This window comes from Stenotrophomonas acidaminiphila (assembly GCF_014109845.1).
Taxonomy (GTDB): domain Bacteria; phylum Pseudomonadota; class Gammaproteobacteria; order Xanthomonadales; family Xanthomonadaceae; genus Stenotrophomonas; species Stenotrophomonas acidaminiphila.
Genome location: NZ_CP043567.1, coordinates 1,849,690 through 1,867,446 on the forward strand (window position 1 = coordinate 1,849,690; position 17,757 = coordinate 1,867,446).

The 17,757-nt window shown below is 64.0% G+C and carries 16 protein-coding genes; 9 read left to right on the forward strand and 7 right to left on the reverse strand.

The genetic code is table 11. From position 1 onward, the window contains the following. Window positions 1-83: 83 nt before the first annotated feature. Both F0P95_RS08480 and F0P95_RS08485 read right to left on the reverse strand, forming a co-directional pair. The gene (locus tag F0P95_RS08480) at window positions 84-1,085 is read right to left on the reverse strand and encodes a FecR domain-containing protein (RefSeq protein ID WP_198422032.1); all 1,002 of its coding nucleotides are present in this window, start codon (window positions 1,083-1,085) and stop codon (window positions 84-86) included. Further along, window positions 1,075-1,569: a sigma-70 family RNA polymerase sigma factor gene (locus F0P95_RS08485; RefSeq protein ID WP_182336551.1), complete on the reverse strand. Its 495-nt coding sequence runs from the start codon at window positions 1,567-1,569 to the stop codon at window positions 1,075-1,077. Before F0P95_RS08485 ends, F0P95_RS08480 begins: the two co-directional genes overlap by 11 nt. A gap of 384 nt (window positions 1,570-1,953) precedes the next feature. On the opposite strand from F0P95_RS08485, the gene clpB reads away from it, so the two are divergent. Further along, complete coding sequence (clpB, locus tag F0P95_RS08490) at window positions 1,954-4,539, forward strand: ATP-dependent chaperone ClpB (protein WP_182336883.1); 2,586 nt, start codon at window positions 1,954-1,956, stop codon at window positions 4,537-4,539. Between the two features lie 1,193 nt (window positions 4,540-5,732). Then, a protein-coding gene (locus tag F0P95_RS08495) for an IS3 family transposase (protein ID WP_139349468.1) occupies window positions 5,733-6,889 on the forward strand; the annotation gives its coding sequence in 2 pieces (ribosomal slippage) (window positions 5,733-5,973 and window positions 5,973-6,889; 1,158 coding nt in all). 336 nt (window positions 6,890-7,225) lie between these two features. Here the strand turns inward: F0P95_RS08495 and F0P95_RS08500 are convergent. After that, the gene (locus F0P95_RS08500) at window positions 7,226-7,966 is read right to left on the reverse strand and encodes a hypothetical protein (protein ID WP_182336552.1); all 741 of its coding nucleotides are present in this window, start codon (window positions 7,964-7,966) and stop codon (window positions 7,226-7,228) included. 104 nt (window positions 7,967-8,070) lie between these two features. On the opposite strand from F0P95_RS08500, the gene F0P95_RS08505 reads away from it, so the two are divergent. After that, window positions 8,071-8,637: a recombinase family protein gene (locus F0P95_RS08505; RefSeq protein ID WP_182336554.1), complete on the forward strand. Its 567-nt coding sequence runs from the start codon at window positions 8,071-8,073 to the stop codon at window positions 8,635-8,637. Here F0P95_RS08505 and F0P95_RS08510 read toward each other — a convergent pair. Continuing rightward, window positions 8,627-8,995, reverse strand: coding sequence for a helix-turn-helix domain-containing protein (locus tag F0P95_RS08510; protein ID WP_232528955.1), 369 nt, complete (start codon window positions 8,993-8,995; stop codon window positions 8,627-8,629). The genes F0P95_RS08505 and F0P95_RS08510 overlap by 11 nt on opposite strands. Window positions 8,996-9,265: 270 nt before the next feature. On the opposite strand from F0P95_RS08510, the gene F0P95_RS08515 reads away from it, so the two are divergent. From F0P95_RS08515 to F0P95_RS08530, 4 genes are all read left to right on the forward strand, one after another. Next, entirely contained in the window at window positions 9,266-9,613 is a 348-nt protein-coding gene (locus F0P95_RS08515; protein ID WP_182336556.1) for a hypothetical protein, read from the forward strand. A 245-nt stretch (window positions 9,614-9,858) separates the two neighbouring features. Further along, window positions 9,859-10,098 (forward strand): hypothetical protein, encoded by a 240-nt coding sequence (locus F0P95_RS08520; protein WP_182336558.1) that lies wholly within the window; start codon window positions 9,859-9,861, stop codon window positions 10,096-10,098. 49 nt (window positions 10,099-10,147) lie between these two features. Further along, a complete protein-coding gene (locus tag F0P95_RS08525) occupies window positions 10,148-10,288 on the forward strand; it encodes a hypothetical protein (RefSeq protein ID WP_180847868.1) in 141 nt (46 codons plus the stop codon). A gap of 21 nt (window positions 10,289-10,309) precedes the next feature. After that, the gene (locus F0P95_RS08530) at window positions 10,310-11,140 is read left to right on the forward strand and encodes a hypothetical protein (RefSeq protein ID WP_182336560.1); all 831 of its coding nucleotides are present in this window, start codon (window positions 10,310-10,312) and stop codon (window positions 11,138-11,140) included. A gap of 98 nt (window positions 11,141-11,238) precedes the next feature. On the opposite strand, the gene F0P95_RS08535 is transcribed toward F0P95_RS08530, so the two are convergent. Beyond that, a complete protein-coding gene (locus F0P95_RS08535) occupies window positions 11,239-12,894 on the reverse strand; it encodes a recombinase family protein (protein ID WP_182336562.1) in 1,656 nt (551 codons plus the stop codon). A 32-nt stretch (window positions 12,895-12,926) separates the two neighbouring features. On the opposite strand from F0P95_RS08535, the gene F0P95_RS08540 reads away from it, so the two are divergent. Further along, window positions 12,927-14,213, forward strand: a complete 1,287-nt coding sequence (locus F0P95_RS08540) for an O-acetylhomoserine aminocarboxypropyltransferase/cysteine synthase family protein (protein WP_182336564.1) — start codon at window positions 12,927-12,929, stop codon at window positions 14,211-14,213. 90 nt (window positions 14,214-14,303) lie between these two features. Here F0P95_RS08540 and F0P95_RS08545 read toward each other — a convergent pair whose 3' ends face one another. Next, window positions 14,304-14,954, reverse strand: a complete 651-nt coding sequence (locus F0P95_RS08545; protein ID WP_182336566.1) for an NAD(P)-dependent oxidoreductase — start codon at window positions 14,952-14,954, stop codon at window positions 14,304-14,306. Between the two features lie 122 nt (window positions 14,955-15,076). Here F0P95_RS08545 and F0P95_RS08550 point away from each other — a divergent pair, with 122 nt between their 5' ends. Beyond that, the gene (locus F0P95_RS08550) at window positions 15,077-15,982 is read left to right on the forward strand and encodes a LysR family transcriptional regulator (RefSeq protein WP_182336568.1); all 906 of its coding nucleotides are present in this window, start codon (window positions 15,077-15,079) and stop codon (window positions 15,980-15,982) included. Between the two features lie 23 nt (window positions 15,983-16,005). Here F0P95_RS08550 and ybaL read toward each other — a convergent pair whose 3' ends face one another. Next, the gene (gene ybaL, locus F0P95_RS08555; protein ID WP_182336570.1) at window positions 16,006-17,703 is read right to left on the reverse strand and encodes a YbaL family putative K(+) efflux transporter; all 1,698 of its coding nucleotides are present in this window, start codon (window positions 17,701-17,703) and stop codon (window positions 16,006-16,008) included. Between the last annotated feature and the right edge of the window lie 54 nt (window positions 17,704-17,757).

The window sequence follows — 17,757 nt, forward strand, 5'->3', positions numbered from 1 at the left end:
GCCACGCGAGACCGCAAAAAGTGTCAGGCGTTTTCCATTCGACGCGTTTGCCGTCGCCGGATGCGGCGCGGAAGGGCCGGGGGTCAAGCCCCGCGCGGGCCTACCGTGATCCACCAGCCGCCTGCGCCCCGGCGCACGGCGAGCGGGTAGATGGCTTCGAGCATCGCCAGGCTGCGCTCGATGTCGTCGAGCGGAAATGCGCCGGAAACGGCCAGTGCGGCCACCTCGGGGTCGCAGCGCAGGCGGCCGCTGCGGTAGCGCGCCAGTTCCCCGAGCAGCTCGCCCAGCGGCATGCGGTCGGCCGCGAGCATGCCGCCGACCCAGGCCGCCTGCGCAGGGTCGGCGTCGAGCGAAGCGCTGCAGCCATGGGCGTCGAACCAGGCCAGTTGCCCGGCATTGATCATCCGGGTTGCCACGGTGGGCAGGCCGAAGCCCAGGCGGACGGCCCCTTCCAGCACCATGACCCGGTGGCGGTCGCCGAGGGCGCGGACTTCGAAACGGGTTGCCTGCGCCTGCAGGCTGCCGAAGGCGGTGCGTACCCGGAACGGGCGCGGCGGCGAGAGCGGATCGGCGGCGGCTTCCACCAGGATCCTGCCTTCGCGCAGGCGCACGCCGCGCGCGCTGGCGTCAAAGCGCAGGTCCAGCGCGGTGGCGGTGTCCAGTTCGACCCGGCTGCCATCGGGCAGGCGCAGCCGGCGGCGCTCGCCGGTGGCGGTGCGCTGGTCGGCGCTCCAGTCGCCGCGCTGCCACAGTTGCCAGCCCAGCCAGCCGCCGGGGGCGGCGCTCAACAGCAGCGCCAGATGCTTGATCGCGTTGCGGCGCCCCGCGTCGGCCGGGCGGCTCAGCACCGGCAGGGCAATGGCGGGCGGCACCTGGCCGAACAGGTCCTGCAGGCGCTCCACCCGCGCCCAGGCGCGGGCGTTGGCGGGCGCTGCGCAGCGCCAGCGCTCGCAGGCCAGGCGGTCGGCCTCGCTGCCGGCCCCGTCATGCAGGCGCAGCATCCACTCGGCGGCCTGCTCCAGCGCGGCCTGCTCCATCGCGGCCGGTACCGGCGGGTCTTCCCGGTGCGGCGTGTCAGGGCACATGGGACAGGCAGCCGACGAGGGCGCGCTTCATGTGGCGCTTGACCGTACTCAGGGAGATGCCGAGCCGGCGGGCGATTTCGTCGTAGCCGATGCCTTCGAACTGCGCCAGCAGGAACACCTGGCGGGCATCGCCGGGCAGGCTGTCGAGCATGGCGTCGATCAGGTGCAGGGCCTCGCGGACCAGCGCCTGATGCTCGGCCGAGGGCATGCTTGGTTCGGGCAGTGCCGCCAGGCTTTCGAGATAGGCGCGCTCCAGCGATTGGCGGCGGCACCAGTTGGCCATCAGGCCCTTGGCGACGGTGGTCAGGTAGGCGCGCGGCTCCAGCACGCCCTGCAGGTCGCGCCTGGCCATCAGCCGCGCGAACGTATCCTGCGCGAGGTCGGCCGCGACTTCGCGGCAGCCGAGCCGGCCGGCGAGCCAGCCGCGGAGCCATGCGTGGTGGTCACGGTAGAGCGTGACGAGGGTTTCGGATCGGGCCGCCATGAGGGTCACAGGAAGTGGGACTGGGGCGCCTGTTCACCTTCCGGCGGCGTGGCCTGATCCGTTGGTCAATAACAATTGAGAATCGTTATCAATTATGACGGTGCTGCCGCTGCTTGACCAGCTGGGCCGCTGACGGGTGCGACTGCCGGACGGATTCCCGCTGTGGCAGGGGGTGCGGGAGCGGCGTTGGCGGCATGGGCGAAGCTCGCGGAGGCGCAAGGTGATTGCGCGGGATCAAAGGCGTCGCCCCCACCGTGTCTGATACTGGAAAGACGGGACGATTGCGGCTGAATGGCTGCCGGTGGCGGGCTTGAATCACACCGCCGCAACCGCATCTGAACGAGTATCGCCGGCGGCGCCGGCCCCTGATTCGGGATGATCACCATGCGGATGGACAAGCTCACCTCCAACTTCCAGAAAGCCCTGGCCGATGCGCAGTCGCTGGCCGTGGGCCGCGACCACAACATCATCGAGCCGGTGCATGTGCTGGCCGCGCTGCTCGACCAGGCCGGTGGCAGCAGCCGGCCGCTGCTGGCCCAGGCCGGGGTCAACGTGCCGCTGCTGCGCGAGCGCCTGGGCGAGGCGCTGGACGCGCTGCCCAAGGTCTCCGGCCAGGCCGGCAACCTGTCCATGGGCAACGACCTCAGCCGCCTGCTCAACGCCACCGACAAGCTGGCCCAGCAGCACAACGACCAGTTCATCGCCAGCGAGTGGTTCCTGCTGGCCGCCACCGACGACGGCGGTGCGGCCGGCATGGCGCTGCGCGCGGCCGGTGCCGACAGGAAGAAGCTGGAAGCGGCGATCGACAAGCTGCGCGGTGGCGAGACCGTGCAGAGCGAGAACGCCGAGGAGCAGCGCCAGGCGCTGGAGAAGTACACCATCGACCTGACCGCGCGCGCGGAGAGCGGCAAGCTCGACCCGGTGATCGGCCGCGACGAGGAGATCCGCCGCACCATCCAGGTGCTGCAGCGCCGGACCAAGAACAACCCGGTGCTGATCGGCGAGCCCGGCGTGGGCAAGACCGCCATCGTCGAGGGTCTGGCCCAGCGCATCGTCAACGACGAGGTGCCCGAGGGCCTGCGCGGCAAGCGCGTGCTGTCGCTGGACATGGGCGCGCTGATCGCCGGCGCAAAGTTCCGCGGCGAGTTCGAGGAGCGGCTCAAGGGCGTGCTCAACGACCTGGCCAAGAACGAGGGCCAGATCATCCTGTTCATCGACGAACTGCACACCATGGTCGGCGCCGGCAAGGCCGACGGCGCGATGGACGCGGGCAACATGCTCAAGCCGGCGCTGGCGCGCGGCGAGCTGCACTGCATCGGCGCGACCACGCTGGACGAATACCGCCAGTACATCGAGAAGGACGCCGCGCTGGAGCGCCGCTTCCAGAAGGTGTTCGTCGGCGAGCCCTCGGTGGAGGACACCATCGCCATCCTGCGCGGGCTCAAGGAAAAGTACGCCGTGCACCACGGCGTGGAGATCACCGACCCGGCCATCGTCGCCGCGGCCACGCTGTCCAACCGTTACATCACCGACCGCCAGCTGCCGGACAAGGCCATCGACCTGATGGACGAGGCCGCCTCGCGCATCCGCATGGAGATCGACTCCAAGCCCGAGGAACTGGACCGCCTCGAGCGCCGTCTGATCCAGCTCAAGATCCAGCGCGAAATGCTGAAGAAGGAGAAGGACGAGGCGTCGCAGAAGCGCCTGGCCGACCTGGAGGCGGACATCGACGGGCTGGAGCGCGAGTTTTCCGACCTCAACGAGATCTGGAAGTCGGAGAAGGCCGCGCTGCAGGGCACGACCCGGATCAAGGAACAGATCGAGCAGGCCCGGCTGGAGCTGGAGGCGGCGCAGCGCCGCCAGGATTTCGCGCGCATGAGCGAGATCCAGTACGGCCTGCTGCCCAACCTGGAAAAGCAGCTGGCGGCGGCGCAGGAAGTCGAGCGCAAGGATTTCAAGCTGGTGCAGGACCGGGTGACCGACGAGGAGATCGCCGAGGTGGTCGCGCGCTGGACCGGCATCCCGGTCAGCAAGATGCTCGAAGGCGAGCGCGACAAGCTGCTGCGCATGGAGCAGGTGCTGCACACCCGCGTGGTCGGCCAGGAGGAGGCGATCCGCGTGGTGTCCGACGCGGTGCGCCGTTCGCGTGCGGGCCTGTCCGACCCGAACCGTCCCAGCGGCTCGTTCCTGTTCCTGGGCCCCACCGGCGTGGGCAAGACCGAGCTGACCAAGGCGCTGGCCGATTTCCTGTTCGATTCGTCCGACGCGATGGTGCGCATCGACATGAGCGAGTTCATGGAGAAGCACAGCGTGGCGCGCCTGATCGGTGCGCCCCCGGGCTACGTCGGCTACGAGGAAGGCGGCTATCTCACCGAGGCGGTGCGCCGCCGCCCGTACAGCGTGATCCTGCTGGACGAGGTGGAGAAGGCGCACCCGGATGTGTTCAACATCCTGCTGCAGGTGCTCGACGACGGCCGCCTGACCGACGGCCAGGGCCGCACCGTGGACTTCCGCAACACCGTCATCGTGATGACCAGCAACCTCGGCTCGCACCAGATCCAGGAGATGAGCGGCGACGACTCGCCGGAGGCCTACATCCAGATGAAGGCGGCGGTGATGGGCGTGGTGCAGGCGCATTTCCGCCCGGAGTTCATCAACCGGCTGGACGACATCGTGGTGTTCCACCCGCTGGACAAGCAGCAGATCAAGCAGATCGCGCGCATCCAGATGCGCGGGCTGGAGAAGCGGCTGGGCGAGCGCGGGCTGAAGCTGGAGGTGGCCGATTCGGCGTTCGACCTGCTGGGCAACGTCGGCTTCGACCCGGTGTATGGCGCCCGCCCGCTCAAGCGCGCGATCCAGCAGCAGCTCGAAAACCCGCTGGCGTCGAGGATCCTCGGCGGCGAGTTCGCCAGCGGCGACACCATCCACGTCGAGGCCGCTGGCGGCCAGCTGCGTTTCGCCAAGGGCTGATCGCGCCTGGCGGACACCCCGTACGCGGGGTGTCCGCTCATGCCTGCGGGTTATCGGCTGATCACCACGGATCAGCGGTAACCGTTGCAACCAGCGGCCATGGCCGGCATCGGCTCGGCTATGGTCATGGGCCACACCCGCATCGAGAAAAAAGTAACCTATTACACCCCAGTTGAATCTGCCATCATCCGAGCAATAGGCCTGTTCTGACGGGGTCTCGAGGCGTTCTCCGGTTACGGGACGAGGCGAGTCGCGTCTATCGTGTGTACGCCGCCCCGGAAGCCCTCGCGCTGCGATTCGCCGCTCTTCAAGCGCGATGCCCTTGAGCAAGGCGTTAGCTAAGCCGGGGCGGCTCCCGACTGCGTCGAGAATGCCTCAATGTTTTGAGGGTTCTGGCGAATCAACGATACGCGGATGAGCAACGCGCCTAGATGGATGCGGAATCCTTTTGGACGCCTTTGTCATGGTCTGTGGCTTATGCATGGCACCTATCGGTAGCAGTACGGTAGGTGCTCTAAGCGTACCTGCCTGCTCCATCCGCTGCTTTCACCTCCACCGCTCGCGGTTCCTAGTGCCGATGTCACCGACATTGATAACGTCAGGTTGCAGTCCGGATACATCGCGGCAGAAATCGAAAATGCACTTTAATTCTGCCACTGATAAGTAGTGCATGAGAGCGACAAGAAGTGCTCTTGAAGGCATAGCAGTGGAAGACACGGATTCAAAGAAATCGAGAACAGCCCTACAGGTGCAGACCGCTGACTGGCTCCTTCGCGAGGAGCACAACGTCATGGTGACGCTGACCTTCGCCGGGGACGATGGGGTGAGCTACAAGTTTGCGGAGAAGGCGTTTGGTGCCTTCGCCCACAAGCTCAAGTGCCACCTGTTCGGTAAGAAGTCGAAGAAGCGAATCGCTATGTGTCCGATGGTCGAGGACTACGGTACGGAAATGATGTGGAGCACATCACCGGCTGGGGTTCGACAAGGAACGCACATCCATTGCCTCATGCGTCTGCCCGGAAGCCCGAAGGACCACAGGGAGGTGGTCCGGAAGCTTTGGCGGTCTTCAGGACGATTCTGTGGCGACCCAAAAATCAACTGTCCCATCAGTGATGATTGGTACGTCGAACTGGGTTCACCCCCGTTTTCACGGACACTTACAAGAAGGCCGATCGAGGCCATGAGGAGTGTTCATGTCAAAGCGTCGCAAGTTCAGTGCCGAGTTCAAGCGTGGCGCGGTGGAGCAAGCCAGTCGGCCCGGTGTCAGCTGCGCCCAGGTAGCCCGTGAGCTGGGCATCCGTGACAGCCTGCTGACCCGCTGGAAGCGGGAGGCGCAGACGGCGGGGAAAGCCGCCTTTGCTGGTACCGGGAGCCCGCGTGACGAGGAGGTTGCCCGGCTCAAACGCGAGTTGGCCCGGATCACCAAGGAGCGGGATTTTTTGCGCGAAGCGGCGACGTTCTTTGCCAAGGGATCATCCTGAGGTATCAGGTGATCGAACGTTGCCGCGATGAGTTTCCGGTTCGTCTGATGTGCCGCTGCCTGCGGGTATCGACCAGTGGCTACTACGACTGGAGCAAACGACTGCCCAGCCCTCGTCAATGCGATAACGAGCGCTTGCTGGGCCGTATCCATGTGCTGCATCAGGACAGCCGGGGCACGCTGGGTGCCGGCCGCATGCAGGAAGATCTGGTCGAGGAAGGGCTGACGGCCAGTCGGAACCGGGTTGCCCGGCTGATGGCGTTGGCAGGCCTTCAAGGCTGGCCGCGCCAGAAACGGCGTGGCCAGCGCGCTCAACCGGCCCTGACACCGCCGGGCGTGCGCAACCTGCTGGAGCGTGATTTCAGCGCCTCGGAGCCGGAAACCAAGTGGGTGACCGACATCACCGAGATCAAGACCCAGCAGGCCAAGCTGTATCTGTGCGTAGTGCTGGACCTGTTTGACCAGCGCATTGTGGGCTGGTCGATGCATCATCGGCAGGACAGGCAGATGGTGATCAGGGCCGTGCAGATGGCGGTTTGGCAGCGTCAGGAGCAGCATCGGCTGATCCTGCACTCCGACCGTGGCAGCCAATTTCGTAGCGGCGATTACCAGGATTACCTGGCCGCCAATGGCCTGCTCTGTTCGATGAGTGCGGTGGGGCATTGTGGTGACAACGCCGCCTGCGAAGGCTTCTTCGGATTGCTCAAACGCGAGCGGATCTATCGCACAACGTATCCCACACTCGATGCCGCCCGGTCCGATGTGTTCGAATATATCGAGCGCCGCCACAACCCCAGGATGCGACGGCGCCGGGTCAAGCAGGACCAGAAGTTTTCAGTCCTTTCCAAACAGTCCGTGATTTCGGGGTAGAACCCCTGGAGGAGCACAACAGGGAGCGGTTGACGAACTACGCCCTAAAGAAATGCGAATACAACATCGACGGTGTTCTCGTGAAGTTTGTACCTACCCGGGCTTCGATTTAAGAACTGGATTCACTTCGCATGGAGGCATATGCCTCAAGGTACATCGCTATCAGATAGCTCAGGGGAGTCAGCTCTCCCCTGATTTATCATTTGAAGTGATTGCAGCAATGCGGAAAAGTTATAGTGAAAGGACTCGCCGCATGTTGGATGGAAATGTTTTTGTCTGAAGAGCACTGGTTCCTTCCACCAATCTTCCTAGACGGCCGTGCTCCCCTCAGTGCCTTTACAACTCAGGGTTGTATGCAGGGTCGCGAATGATGAAATTCAGTTCAAAGCCTTTCCCGGTAGGCCATACAGTCTTGTCCAGTTGTACTGAGTAACCATCCACCATCCATTTGCCCGGTGTAGACGTTCCAAGCGCAATGCTGATGTCTTGCTCAATGTCGCGGTGGAAGGCGGACTTGAACAGGTCGGAGCTTGCCTTTTGAAACACGTTGTTGGCTGTAGCAAACGTGGATTCGTCGTTTACGTTTAGCAGGATGCGAATTCGCTTGGCCGATTCAGGTGTTCCTCGGACGTAGTAGGACAGGTTGTTCGAGAGGCCTGCAGGGTTAGACAATACTTCGTAGTACTTCGTTCCGCAGGCATAGTCATTCTTCATTTCGGGGAAGAACGGCGTATAGCTGCTCGGGTTCGAGAACGCGGGATTTCCTGAGAGGAAATTACACGCCTGCGCTGGCGGGAAGCCAATAGCGGATGTGTAAGTTGCGGTGTCCGTAGTGGTCATCTCAGTTGGTGGCGAATCGGTGGTTGCCGCTGCCTCAATAGGTGGGCTTGAGTTGTCGTTCTTGCTGCAGGACGTAATGCCGGCGAATGTGGCAACGGCTAGGAGAAGGGAAGTTACTGCCCTGTATCCGCTATTTGGGCCGGATGTCCTGTTGTTGTGAGTTGCGTCGCCTTTCCCGGTCATCATGTTCCCCTGTAGTCCTGGCTCGCCTGAAAGTGGCGCCGTGAAGACTGCCATTCCATGTCTCACTTTGTATAGCCATTGGGACGCTCCTGTTGGCGTTCCAAAAGTCATTCCAAAATGATAGTATCGCAATCTGTTAGAGATTTTGGGACTGGCGAATGGCTAAGGTCGGCTACGGAAGGGTTTCGTCGCAGGGGCAGTCGCTGGATGTGCAGCTTGAGAAGCTTGCAAAGGCTGGCTGCACCAAGGTGTACCGGGAGAAGCGCTCAGGCAGGCAGGCAGACAACCGCCCGGAGCTTCAGGCGGCCCTTGAGTACGTCCGGGAGGGGGATGTGCTGGTCGTGAGCCGCCTCGACCGTATCGCAAGGAGCGTCATCGATTTGGCGAAGATTGCCGACCTACTGAGGCGGAAGGGCGTCAGCTTGCAGGTGCTGGACCAAGGACTGGACACATCGACCTCCGAAGGGAAGTTGATGTTCAACCTGCTGGGTGCGTTCGCTGAGTTTGAGGCAGACATTCGTGCTGAACGCCAAGCTGACGGCATTGCGCTGGCAAAGCGGAAGGGCGTCAAGTTCGGTCGCAGGAAGGCGTTGACCGATGCTCAGGAGGAGCGCATCCGCAAGATGCGTGCGGAAGAGAACTTTAGCATCGGACAACTTCAGGAGCGCTTCGGAATCAGCCGTAGTAGCGTGTATAGGGCGTTGCAGCCCAGCGCTACGGTTTGAGCATCTCCAAGAAGGCTTCGCGCTTCTTCGCAGGAAGTGCCCTGAAGCGAACCAGTAGCGTTCGCTCATGAACGCTGCCAGCCCTCAGTTCGGCCGCATCTCCGTCGTGGGGCTTGGCGGCGCTGGTCGCGCCGACCCCACAAATAAGCTCGTCAAGCGAGCGCTTCAGCGCATTCCGTAGCTCCGGCAGCACTCGGAAGCTTGGGGTTTCGCGCCCGTTCTCCCATGCCGAAATTGACGCCTTCGTGACTCCCAAGGCGAAGCCAAGTTGTTCCTGCGTCATGCCGGCTGCAGTTCGCGCTTCGCGCAGTCTGTCACCAAAGCCTTTCATGCCGATGGCCCGCGAATTCTGGGCCATCAAAAATATGGAGCTTCCGCACTCGTGTCGTTCGGCGTGCCTTGACTCTATTGGTTATGAAATTCCATACTCGCTAAGTGCGGGGAATCTAGACTGGCCGGAATGCCGTCCGGCGACTTGTTTGTTCTCGCAGGAACGGGTGCTGACACTTGCCCTGAAAGCCTTGCCCAGCAAGGTTTTGAGGGTGGTCGGCTGGTTTTAAGGTGCAAGTGAGTTAGTCGGTCGCGCCTATGGCGCGTTGCATGGAATTGCGAACTACAGGGGACATAGATGAGTCAGAACGAGCCTAGTGGAACTTCCACTCCGCCCGAGGTCCTGCCCGAGCACATCCGGCAGAACTTGAAGAAGTACCACCAGCACGCGGAGCGTATCACCTGCCTCGAATGCGGCTACGTAGGTCCGATGGGCATCAAAGCGCGCATCAAACCTTGGTATGCCACTTGGTGGGGAAGCATCCTGCTAGCCGCGATTGCGGCAAGCATTGCCTCTGTCCTGTTTGGCGGTATCGGGATGATGGCTGCTGTCATCGTGGGCGGCTTGGCAAGCGCTCTGGCGCTTTCGGGTGGCCGGGATATCCATTCCTGCCCCAACTGTGAGGCCGACCTGCAACGACGTTGAGTTTCGGCTGGTTCGGCAGTTATCCCTATCTCACACCGACGAGGAACATCATGGGCGCTACCCGTTCGCTTTCTCTTGTCTTCCTTCTTCTTTCACTGGCCGGATGCGACAGGCTGGCTGCCGTCGCCGGACCCAGTGAGCTGGTGTCATTTGGATACGTGCGTGCATCTTCATGCGAAAGACGTGGCCCCGTTAGCTACAACTGCGTGATGAGAAACTTTAGCGACGGACCGCGAGGAGTGAACATGGAATGCGCATCCTTCGACAGGCAGGGACGCGTGATTGGTCGGTCCCACAGCGCATCAGGCATGACCTCGGTCACCTTTAATCCGGGAGAGGAGCGCATAGCGGCCGTGTACTACGAAGAAGGGGCCGCGACTTTGGTGTGTGCTGACGTACAGGACAGCATCCCCGCCTACAAGGTGGTCCGCGAGTTGGTCTCCGCGCCGAGCGCAAAGGACATCGTTTCCACGCTCTCCCTCTAACTGCTCAGAAAAATGAAGGCGAACCGCAATGGCAACGTATGAAGTGAAGATGGGTCGTCCCGGTGGTGGCAGCGGCACGTTCGTGGTGACGGTCCACGCCAGCACCCCTGACCAAGCCCGACGTACCGCCGAAGCTCAGAACCCCGGCTACAAGGCGCAGTCCGTCTATCGCCTGCCGTACTCGAACTGACCCGACCCAAGGAAAGAAGGCATGTTGAATCGAATCGCGCTGGTAGTTGCCATGGTGCTGTTCCCGTTGGTATCGCAGGCACAGGTAGCTCCTTTGGCGGTCAGTGGGAAATGGGAGTATCGCGATGCATCGCAGGAAGAGACGGATGAGGGAATAAACCTCTGTTTCCAGCTGGATGCTGCATCGACCGCACGGAGTCCTCAGCTACGCCATTTCGGTGGCGCCCTGTGTGTTTCCAATCCTGCCGAAGGAGCAAAACTGCTCAGACTTGCACAAGTTGCACTCCGGTCCGGTTGCACCTACAGCGCGGAAGGAGTGGCGTCCATCTTTCTATCGGGCCTGCGGACGCTGCCTGAGGATGAGATGTATGAGGAGCGATTGGAAGCCCGCTTGATGCTTGTTACGGCGAACCGGACCACATCTCCTCTAGCTTCGGATTGCGGCGACGAGTCATCGGCAGTCACACCAAGCTTCAAGAGCATCCATGACGCTATTGCAGCTCTGAAAACGCACCCAGACTACTCCAGCCTGTCGATGTCGGATTTTTCGCGCGTGGATGCCGTCAGCGGCCTTGCCGAGTTGGGTGCAAGCACGCAGATGCTCTTGCCGTCCGGTTCGTCCGATACGCTGGTCATGTACACCGAGAACAATGTAGGCACACCATTCCTGACCGTAGAGCGCTTCGACGGTCGGCAATGGCGGGATGTCAGCGCCACGACTCTGCCCGGATACGTCAACAGGAATGGCAGCAACTACTACCTCGATGTGAATGGCGGTGCTGTCAAGGTTCGAAACCTTCCGGCAAGAAAGGCTTGGCGCTATAGCGAGGGGCGATTTGTGCCAGAGGGCTAAGCCCTTGCCGTTACAAGTTTGGCTCTGCGGGAATTCGCTTTTTTAGGTGCTTCTGTCGAGCGAGCGGAGATATCCATGAAGGCGTTCAACTCACTAACTTAGGTGGTCTTGCTCTCAGGCAAGTCCACCATGTGAACGCCATTCTTTCCGATTGGAAGAACTAGCTTCCGCTTGCCATCCCGGAAAGATAAGAAGATTTTCTTTTGCTTAGGAGCATTGTCTATCATGTCGGGGTCACCCCTACCTACGGGTAGGAGTTCAATTCTGCTTATGATTCGTGAGATGCGCTCTCTAAGTCGGACTCGGATAAGGTAGCGTTCTGTGGGGGCGACTCCGTTCATTTCCGTATAGAGCGTCAAGAGCTTTTCGGCGAATGTACTTGCATCTTCCGTGGGTGCATCAAGGTTTCTCTCTTCAGCCTGAAGTCGCTCTAGAGTCTCTTTTCCCTCGTCTATCGATTCCTCTAGAGCCTTGACTATCTTCAGGATGGTTCTTGAAGGGACATCCTTGCTTCGCGATAGCTCATTTTCGTAGCCGTCCAGCTTTTTCTGGTTGGAATCAAGTTGGGATGCAACTAGCGCAAGCTCGTTCCGTATTTCCTTCAGACGGCCATCGATGTCAATTCCCGTGAGGATTGCGCCGATATCCAGCTGTCTTAGCGCGTACAAGATGTACATCTCGGCATCGTCGTATCGCCATGAGCGATAAGTGCAGTCCTTGCCTCGTCGTGCCTTTGAGCAAACAAGGTACGCTCCCCCCTTCCTTCCCGGTCCCTTGTTGGTGAACGTCATTGGAGCGCCACACCACTTGCAGTACACCATCGCCGTGAACAAGTTCGAAAGACTTTCCCCTTGTCTGCCTTTCAGTGGTATCACTGGGGTGTACTTCCTCGAGCTGACGCGGCGGAACAAGTCAACATCAATGACAGCCGGGTAGTAGTCCGGGACCTCATCACCCTCAGGGGTACGATATCTCGTGCCCGTTTGCTCGTCGTACATAAGGCGGAAAGGCTGGTAGTAGCCGATTAGCGCGCGATTCTTGAGCAACTTAGCGACTGAAGACGGTTGCCAGCCTTGGCTAGGATTCCGGAAGCTCGGGTAGCCATTTCCATTCAAGTACTTAACAATCCGGTTCCTCCCAATGCCGCTGTCCGCCAGTTCAAAGATTTTCTGGATGGAAGTGACTCGTTCCGGGATTGGCTCAAACGATTTGGTAAGGCTGTTGAACTTCAGCCACTCCGGTCCGCGAGAACTTACCGGTACATTGCCGGCGTTCTTCCTCTTATTGGCCCAAGCAGCTTTCACGCGCTGAGACTTCATCTCGGACTCGCTGTTGGCCCGATGCATGGTGCTTAGGGCAAGCACGAGAGAAGGAAGGCCGGCATCCTTGTCGAGGATTTGCGGACCGGCATCATTCAGGGTGACGACCTTGATGCCCTTATCAATCAATGTCACCAGCAGCGTCAGCGCGTCCATGACTTTCTGACGTGACAGGCGGTCCAGTGATTCGACAATCAGGTAGGAGCCCTTCGGAACTTGCCCGGAGTTCACCTCGGCTATGAAGTTGCCAAGCCCGCTCTTCAAATTGGCTCCGCGATAGCCTGACACCCCAAGGTCTTGGAACGCCGCGCTCTTGGTGAGCGTCAGATTGTTCTCGGAGACGAAGCGGCCCACAGCCTCTGCCTGCCTTCGCAGACTATCTCCTCGTTGCTGGTCCGGCGTAGAAAAGCGGATGTATGTGTATGCGTTAGCCATGGGGTGCAATATGGCATATACCTAAGCCTGTGATGTCCACGCCGAACTGGAAGCCCGAAACCATCGCCGTGCACGGCGGCTACCGTCCCGACCCGACCACCCGCGCGGTGGCGGTGCCGATCTACCAGACCGTGGCCTATGCCTTCGACGACACCCAGCACGGCGCCGACCTGTTCGACCTGAAGGTGCAGGGCAACATCTACACCCGCATCATGAACCCCACCACCGACGTGCTGGAGCAGCGCATCGCCGCGCTCGAAGGTGGCGTCGGCGCACTGGCACTGGCGTCCGGGCAGGCGGCCATCACCTACGCGATCCAGACCATCGCCGAGGCCGGCGACAACATCCTGGCCTCCAGCGCGCTGTATGGCGGTACCTACAACCTGTTCGCGCACACGCTGCCGCAGTTCGGCATCCAGACCCGCTTCGCCGACTACCGGGATCCGCAGGCGTTCGCGGCGCTGATCGATACCCGCACCAAGGCGGTGTTCGTCGAGTCCATCGGCAACCCGCGCGGCAACATCACCGACATCGAGGCCATCGCCGCGATCGCGCACGCGCACGGCGTGCCGGTGATCGTCGACAACACCGTGGCCACGCCCTACCTGTTGCGCCCGTTCGATTTCGGCGCCGACATCGTGGTGCATTCGCTGACCAAGTACCTGGGCGGGCATGGCACCAGCCTGGGCGGGGCGATCGTCGATTCAGGGCGCTTCCCCTGGGCCGAACACAGCCAGCGCTTCCCGCGGCTCAATACGCCGGACGTGAGTTACCACGGGGTGGTCTACACCGAGGCGCTGGGGCCGGCAGCCTATATCGGCCGCGCACGCGTGGTGCCGCTGCGCAACACCGGCGCGGCGATCTCGCCGTTCAACGCCTTCCAGATCCTGCAGGGCATCGAGACCCTGGCGCTGCGCATGGACCGGATCAACAGCAACACGCTGGCGGTCGCGTCCTTCCTGCAGCGGCACCCGAAGGTGGCGTGGGTGAACTACGCGGCGCTGCCCGATCACCCCGAGCATGCGCTGGTGCGCAAGTACCTGCGCGGGCACGGCTCTGGGGTGCTGACCTTCGGCCTGCCCGGCGGCCGCGAGGCGGGGGCGCGCTTCCTCGACGCGCTGCAGCTGTTCACCCGGCTGGTCAACCTGGGCGATGCCAAGTCGCTGGCCACGCACCCGGCCTCCACTACCCATCGCCAGCTCGATGCGGCCGAGCTGGAAAAGGCCGGGGTGACGCTGGACACGGTGCGCCTGTCGGTCGGCATCGAACATATCGACGACCTGCTGGCCGACCTGGAGCAGGCGCTGGCGCAGGCCTGAGCGCGCGAGTTCAACCGGTCCCCGCGCTCCCCGGGCGCGGGTGGCGCGCGTCCGCTGCGCCACCCGCCGCCGCGCAGCGCGCAGGCGGCCTTACCAGGCGATGGTGAAGCGCTGGCGCAGGTGCCGCGGCTGCTCCAGCTCGTCGACCAGGGCCACGGCCAGGTCGGCCGGGCTGATGGTGCCGGGGCCGTCGGCGGCCATCAGCGGCGTGTCGCTGCCGGTGCGGTAGCGGCCGGTGCGCTCGGTCGGGCCGCCGTCGTGGAAGGCCACCGGCGGGCTGAGGAAGGTCCAGTCCAGGGTCGATTCGCCCTTCAGGTCTTCCAGCGCGTCGCGCGCGGCGCGGGCACCGTCGTGGAACGCCGGCGGGAACGACGGCGTATCCACCAGCTGCACGCCGTCGGCGGTGTACAGGCTGCCGGCGCCGCCCACCACCAGGTAACGCTTCACCCCGGCGGCGCGGGTGCCGGCGACGATCGCCCGCGAGCCCTGCATGAAGTCGTGGTAGATGTCCGGGTTGCCCCAGCCGGCGTTGTAGGCGCTGAGCACCGCGTCGTTGCCGGCCACCGCGGCCTGTACCTGTGCGGCATCGCTCACGTCGGCACGGACCACGCGCAGGCGTTCGCGCGCGGCGAGCTTCTCCGGGTGGCGGGCCAGCGCGGTGACCTCGTGGCCACGCGACAGCAGTTCTTCGAGCAGGGCGCGGCCGACGAAGCCGGTGGCACCGATCAGGGCGACTTTCATGGCGATTCCTCGTGTGGATGGCAGGCCCACAGTGTCCTCCCGGCATGGTGGCGGCGGCAGTCCCCCGGCGCCACAATCACCTTGAAGCCACGCTTCACGATGGCGCGGCGGCAGGAGGAGCGATGGAGAATCTCAGGCGCATGGCGCTGTTCGCGCAGGTGGTCCAGCACGGCTCCATGAGCGCCGCGGCGCGGGCGCTGGGCATGAGTACCTCGGCGATCAGCCAGCAGGTGCGCGCGCTCGAGCAGGAGGCCGGCGTCGCGCTGCTGCACCGTTCGACCCGGCAGCTGTCGCTGACCGACGTCGGCAGCCGCTACTACGCGGCCTGCGCGCGCCTGCTGGATGCCGCCGGCGAGGCCGCGGCCGAGCTGTCGGCGGCCCGCCACGCGCCCAGCGGCGAACTGCGCCTGTCCGCACCGCTGGGCATGGCCGACCATGTCGGGCCGGCACTGGGGGCGTGGCTGCGTGAGAACCCGCAACTGCGCCTGCACCTGCATTTCGAGGATGGCTGGACCGACCTGGTGCAGGCCCGGATCGACCTGGCGCTGCGCTTCGGCCAGTTGCCCGACAGCGACTGGATGGCGCAGCGCCTGGGGACCCTGCAACGCTGGCCCTGCGCCGCGCCGGACTGGTTGCGGCGGCATGGCCCGCCGGCCGATCCGTTGCAGGTGCCGGCCGGTGAATGGCTGGGCCTGGCGCAGGTTCCGGGGCTGGCGTGGCGGCACCGCGCCTCGGGGCAGGCGCGGCGGGTGCCGGCGCATCCGCGCCTGGTCAGCCACAACCAGCCGGCAGTGCGCCAGCTGTGCGTGTCGGGGCTGGGCGTGGCGGTACTGACCTGCCTGGACGTCATGCCGCTGCTGGCCGATGGCCGGCTGGTCCGGCTGCTGCCCGAATGGGACGTTCCGGCGCTGCCGGTGTGGGCGGTGACGCCGCACCGGCAGACCCAGCCGGCCAAGGTGCGCCAGGCGATCGAGCTGCTCGGCCGCTACCTGGCGGGCATACCCGGCGTTGGCGACAGCGGGGCCTGAGCGGCCCCGGCATCGCGGCCCGCTCAGCCGGCGGCGGCGCCTGCCCGCAGCGCGCGGTACGGCGGCGTGGCCATGACCATTTCCGCCAGCGAGTGCGCCAGTTCGCGCTCGGCCAGCACCGTGCCGTCGGCACCGTGCTCGAGCAGGTGCTTGACCTCGGCATCGCTGTGCGCGCGCGCCAGCAGGGTCAGGTTGGGGTTGATCGCGCGCAGCTTGGCCAGCGCTTCGCCTGCTTCCAGCGGCTGCGGGATGGCGAGGATGGCGATGCTGGCGCGTTCGGGATGGGCTTCGGCCAGCACCAGGTCGGCGGCGGCGCTGCCGCGGATGCCGGGGATGCCGGCGGCGTGCGCGCGCTCGACATGGTCGCGGTTGTCGTCGATCACCAGCACCGGCACGCCGCGGTCGCGCAGCACCTGCGCCAGGGTGCTGCCGACCCGGCCGTAGCCGATGACGATGGCGTGGTCGTGCAGGTCCAGCGACGGCCCGGGCGGGATGTCCGGCGCTTCCGGCACCGGCAGGGTTTCCTTGTGCCGCGCCTGCCAGCGGTCGAGCAGGCCGAACACCAGCGGGTTGAGCATGATCGACACCAGCGCGCCGGCCAGCACCAGCGACTGCCCGGTAGCGGGCAGGATCTTCAGCGCCACGCCGAGCCCGGCGATGATGAAGGCGAACTCGCCGATCTGCGCCAGCGACGCGGAAATGGTCAGCGCCGTGGCCTTGGAATGGCCGAAGGCGCGCACGATGAAGAACGCCGCGGCCGACTTGCCGAACATGATGATCGCCACCGTGGCCAGCACCTGCCACGGGTGCTCGACCACGATCATCGGGTCGAACAGCATGCCCACCGAGATGAAGAACAGCACCGCGAACGCATCGCGCAGCGGCAGCGAATCGTGCGCCGCCTTGTGGCTCAGCTCCGACTCGTTGAGCATCATGCCGGCGAAGAACGCGCCCAGCGCGAACGACACCCCGAACAGCGCGGCCGCGCCGAACGCCACGCCCAGGGCGATGGCCAGCACCGCCAGGGTGAACAGTTCGCGCGAACCGGTGCCGGCGATGCGTTCCAGGATCCACGGGATCACCCGGCGCCCGACCAGCAGCATCACCGCCACGAACAGGCCCAGCTGCACGAAGGTCCAGCCGATCGACGCCAGCACGCTGCCGAGGCTGTGGCTGCGGCCCTGGGCCTCCGGGCCGAACACGCCGGCGATCACCGGCATCATCACCAGCGCCAGTACGCAGGCCAGGTCCTCGACGATCAGCCAGCCGACCGCGATCTTGCCGCGGGTGGTCTCCAGCAGGCGGCGTTCCTCCATCGCCCGCAGCAGCACCACGGTCGAGGCGGTGGCCAGCGAGAAACCGAAGATCACCCCGTGCAGCGGCGGCCAGCCCATCAGCGTGGCCACCCCCCAACCCAGCACCGTGGCCACCGCGATCTGGCCGATGGCCCCGGGAATGGCGATGGCCTTCACCGCCATCAGGTCCTTGAGCGAGAAATGCAGGCCGACGCCGAACATCAGCAGCATCACGCCGATCTCGGCCAACTGGTTGGCCAGCGCCTGGTCGGCGACGAAGCCCGGCGTGAACGGCCCGACCACCACCCCCGCGACCAGATAGCCCACCAGCGGCGACAGCCGCAGCCGGTTGGCCAGGGCGCCAAGCACGAAGGCCAGGCCCAGGCCGATGGCGATCATGTTGATCAGGGCGGTGTCATGGTGCATCGGAACTCGCAGGGGTGGGGGATGTGACGATTCTACGGGCGCGCCCGCCGCAGA

Bases quoted from the DNA above. Each gene is read 5' to 3' on its own strand.
- F0P95_RS08500 (WP_182336552.1), bottom strand. From the start codon at position 7,966: ATGGCAGTCTTCACGGCGCCACTTTCAGGCGAGCCAGGACTACAGGGG.
- F0P95_RS08535 (WP_182336562.1), bottom strand. From the start codon at position 12,894: ATGGCTAACGCATACACATACATCCGCTTTTCTACGCCGGACCAGCAA.
- F0P95_RS08540 (WP_182336564.1), top strand. From the start codon at position 12,927: ATGTCCACGCCGAACTGGAAGCCCGAAACCATCGCCGTGCACGGCGGC.
- F0P95_RS08550 (WP_182336568.1), top strand. From the start codon at position 15,077: ATGGAGAATCTCAGGCGCATGGCGCTGTTCGCGCAGGTGGTCCAGCAC.
- F0P95_RS08485 (WP_182336551.1), bottom strand. From the start codon at position 1,569: ATGGCGGCCCGATCCGAAACCCTCGTCACGCTCTACCGTGACCACCAC.
- F0P95_RS08515 (WP_182336556.1), top strand. From the start codon at position 9,266: ATGAGTCAGAACGAGCCTAGTGGAACTTCCACTCCGCCCGAGGTCCTG.
- F0P95_RS08525 (WP_180847868.1), top strand. From the start codon at position 10,148: ATGGGTCGTCCCGGTGGTGGCAGCGGCACGTTCGTGGTGACGGTCCAC.
- clpB (WP_182336883.1), top strand. From the start codon at position 1,954: ATGCGGATGGACAAGCTCACCTCCAACTTCCAGAAAGCCCTGGCCGAT.
- F0P95_RS08545 (WP_182336566.1), bottom strand. From the start codon at position 14,954: ATGAAAGTCGCCCTGATCGGTGCCACCGGCTTCGTCGGCCGCGCCCTG.
- F0P95_RS08530 (WP_182336560.1), top strand. From the start codon at position 10,310: ATGTTGAATCGAATCGCGCTGGTAGTTGCCATGGTGCTGTTCCCGTTG.
- F0P95_RS08520 (WP_182336558.1), top strand. From the start codon at position 9,859: ATGGAATGCGCATCCTTCGACAGGCAGGGACGCGTGATTGGTCGGTCC.
- ybaL (WP_182336570.1), bottom strand. From the start codon at position 17,703: ATGCACCATGACACCGCCCTGATCAACATGATCGCCATCGGCCTGGGC.
- F0P95_RS08505 (WP_182336554.1), top strand. From the start codon at position 8,071: ATGGCTAAGGTCGGCTACGGAAGGGTTTCGTCGCAGGGGCAGTCGCTG.
- F0P95_RS08510 (WP_232528955.1), bottom strand. From the start codon at position 8,995: ATGGCCCAGAATTCGCGGGCCATCGGCATGAAAGGCTTTGGTGACAGA.
- F0P95_RS08480 (WP_198422032.1), bottom strand. From the start codon at position 1,085: ATGTGCCCTGACACGCCGCACCGGGAAGACCCGCCGGTACCGGCCGCG.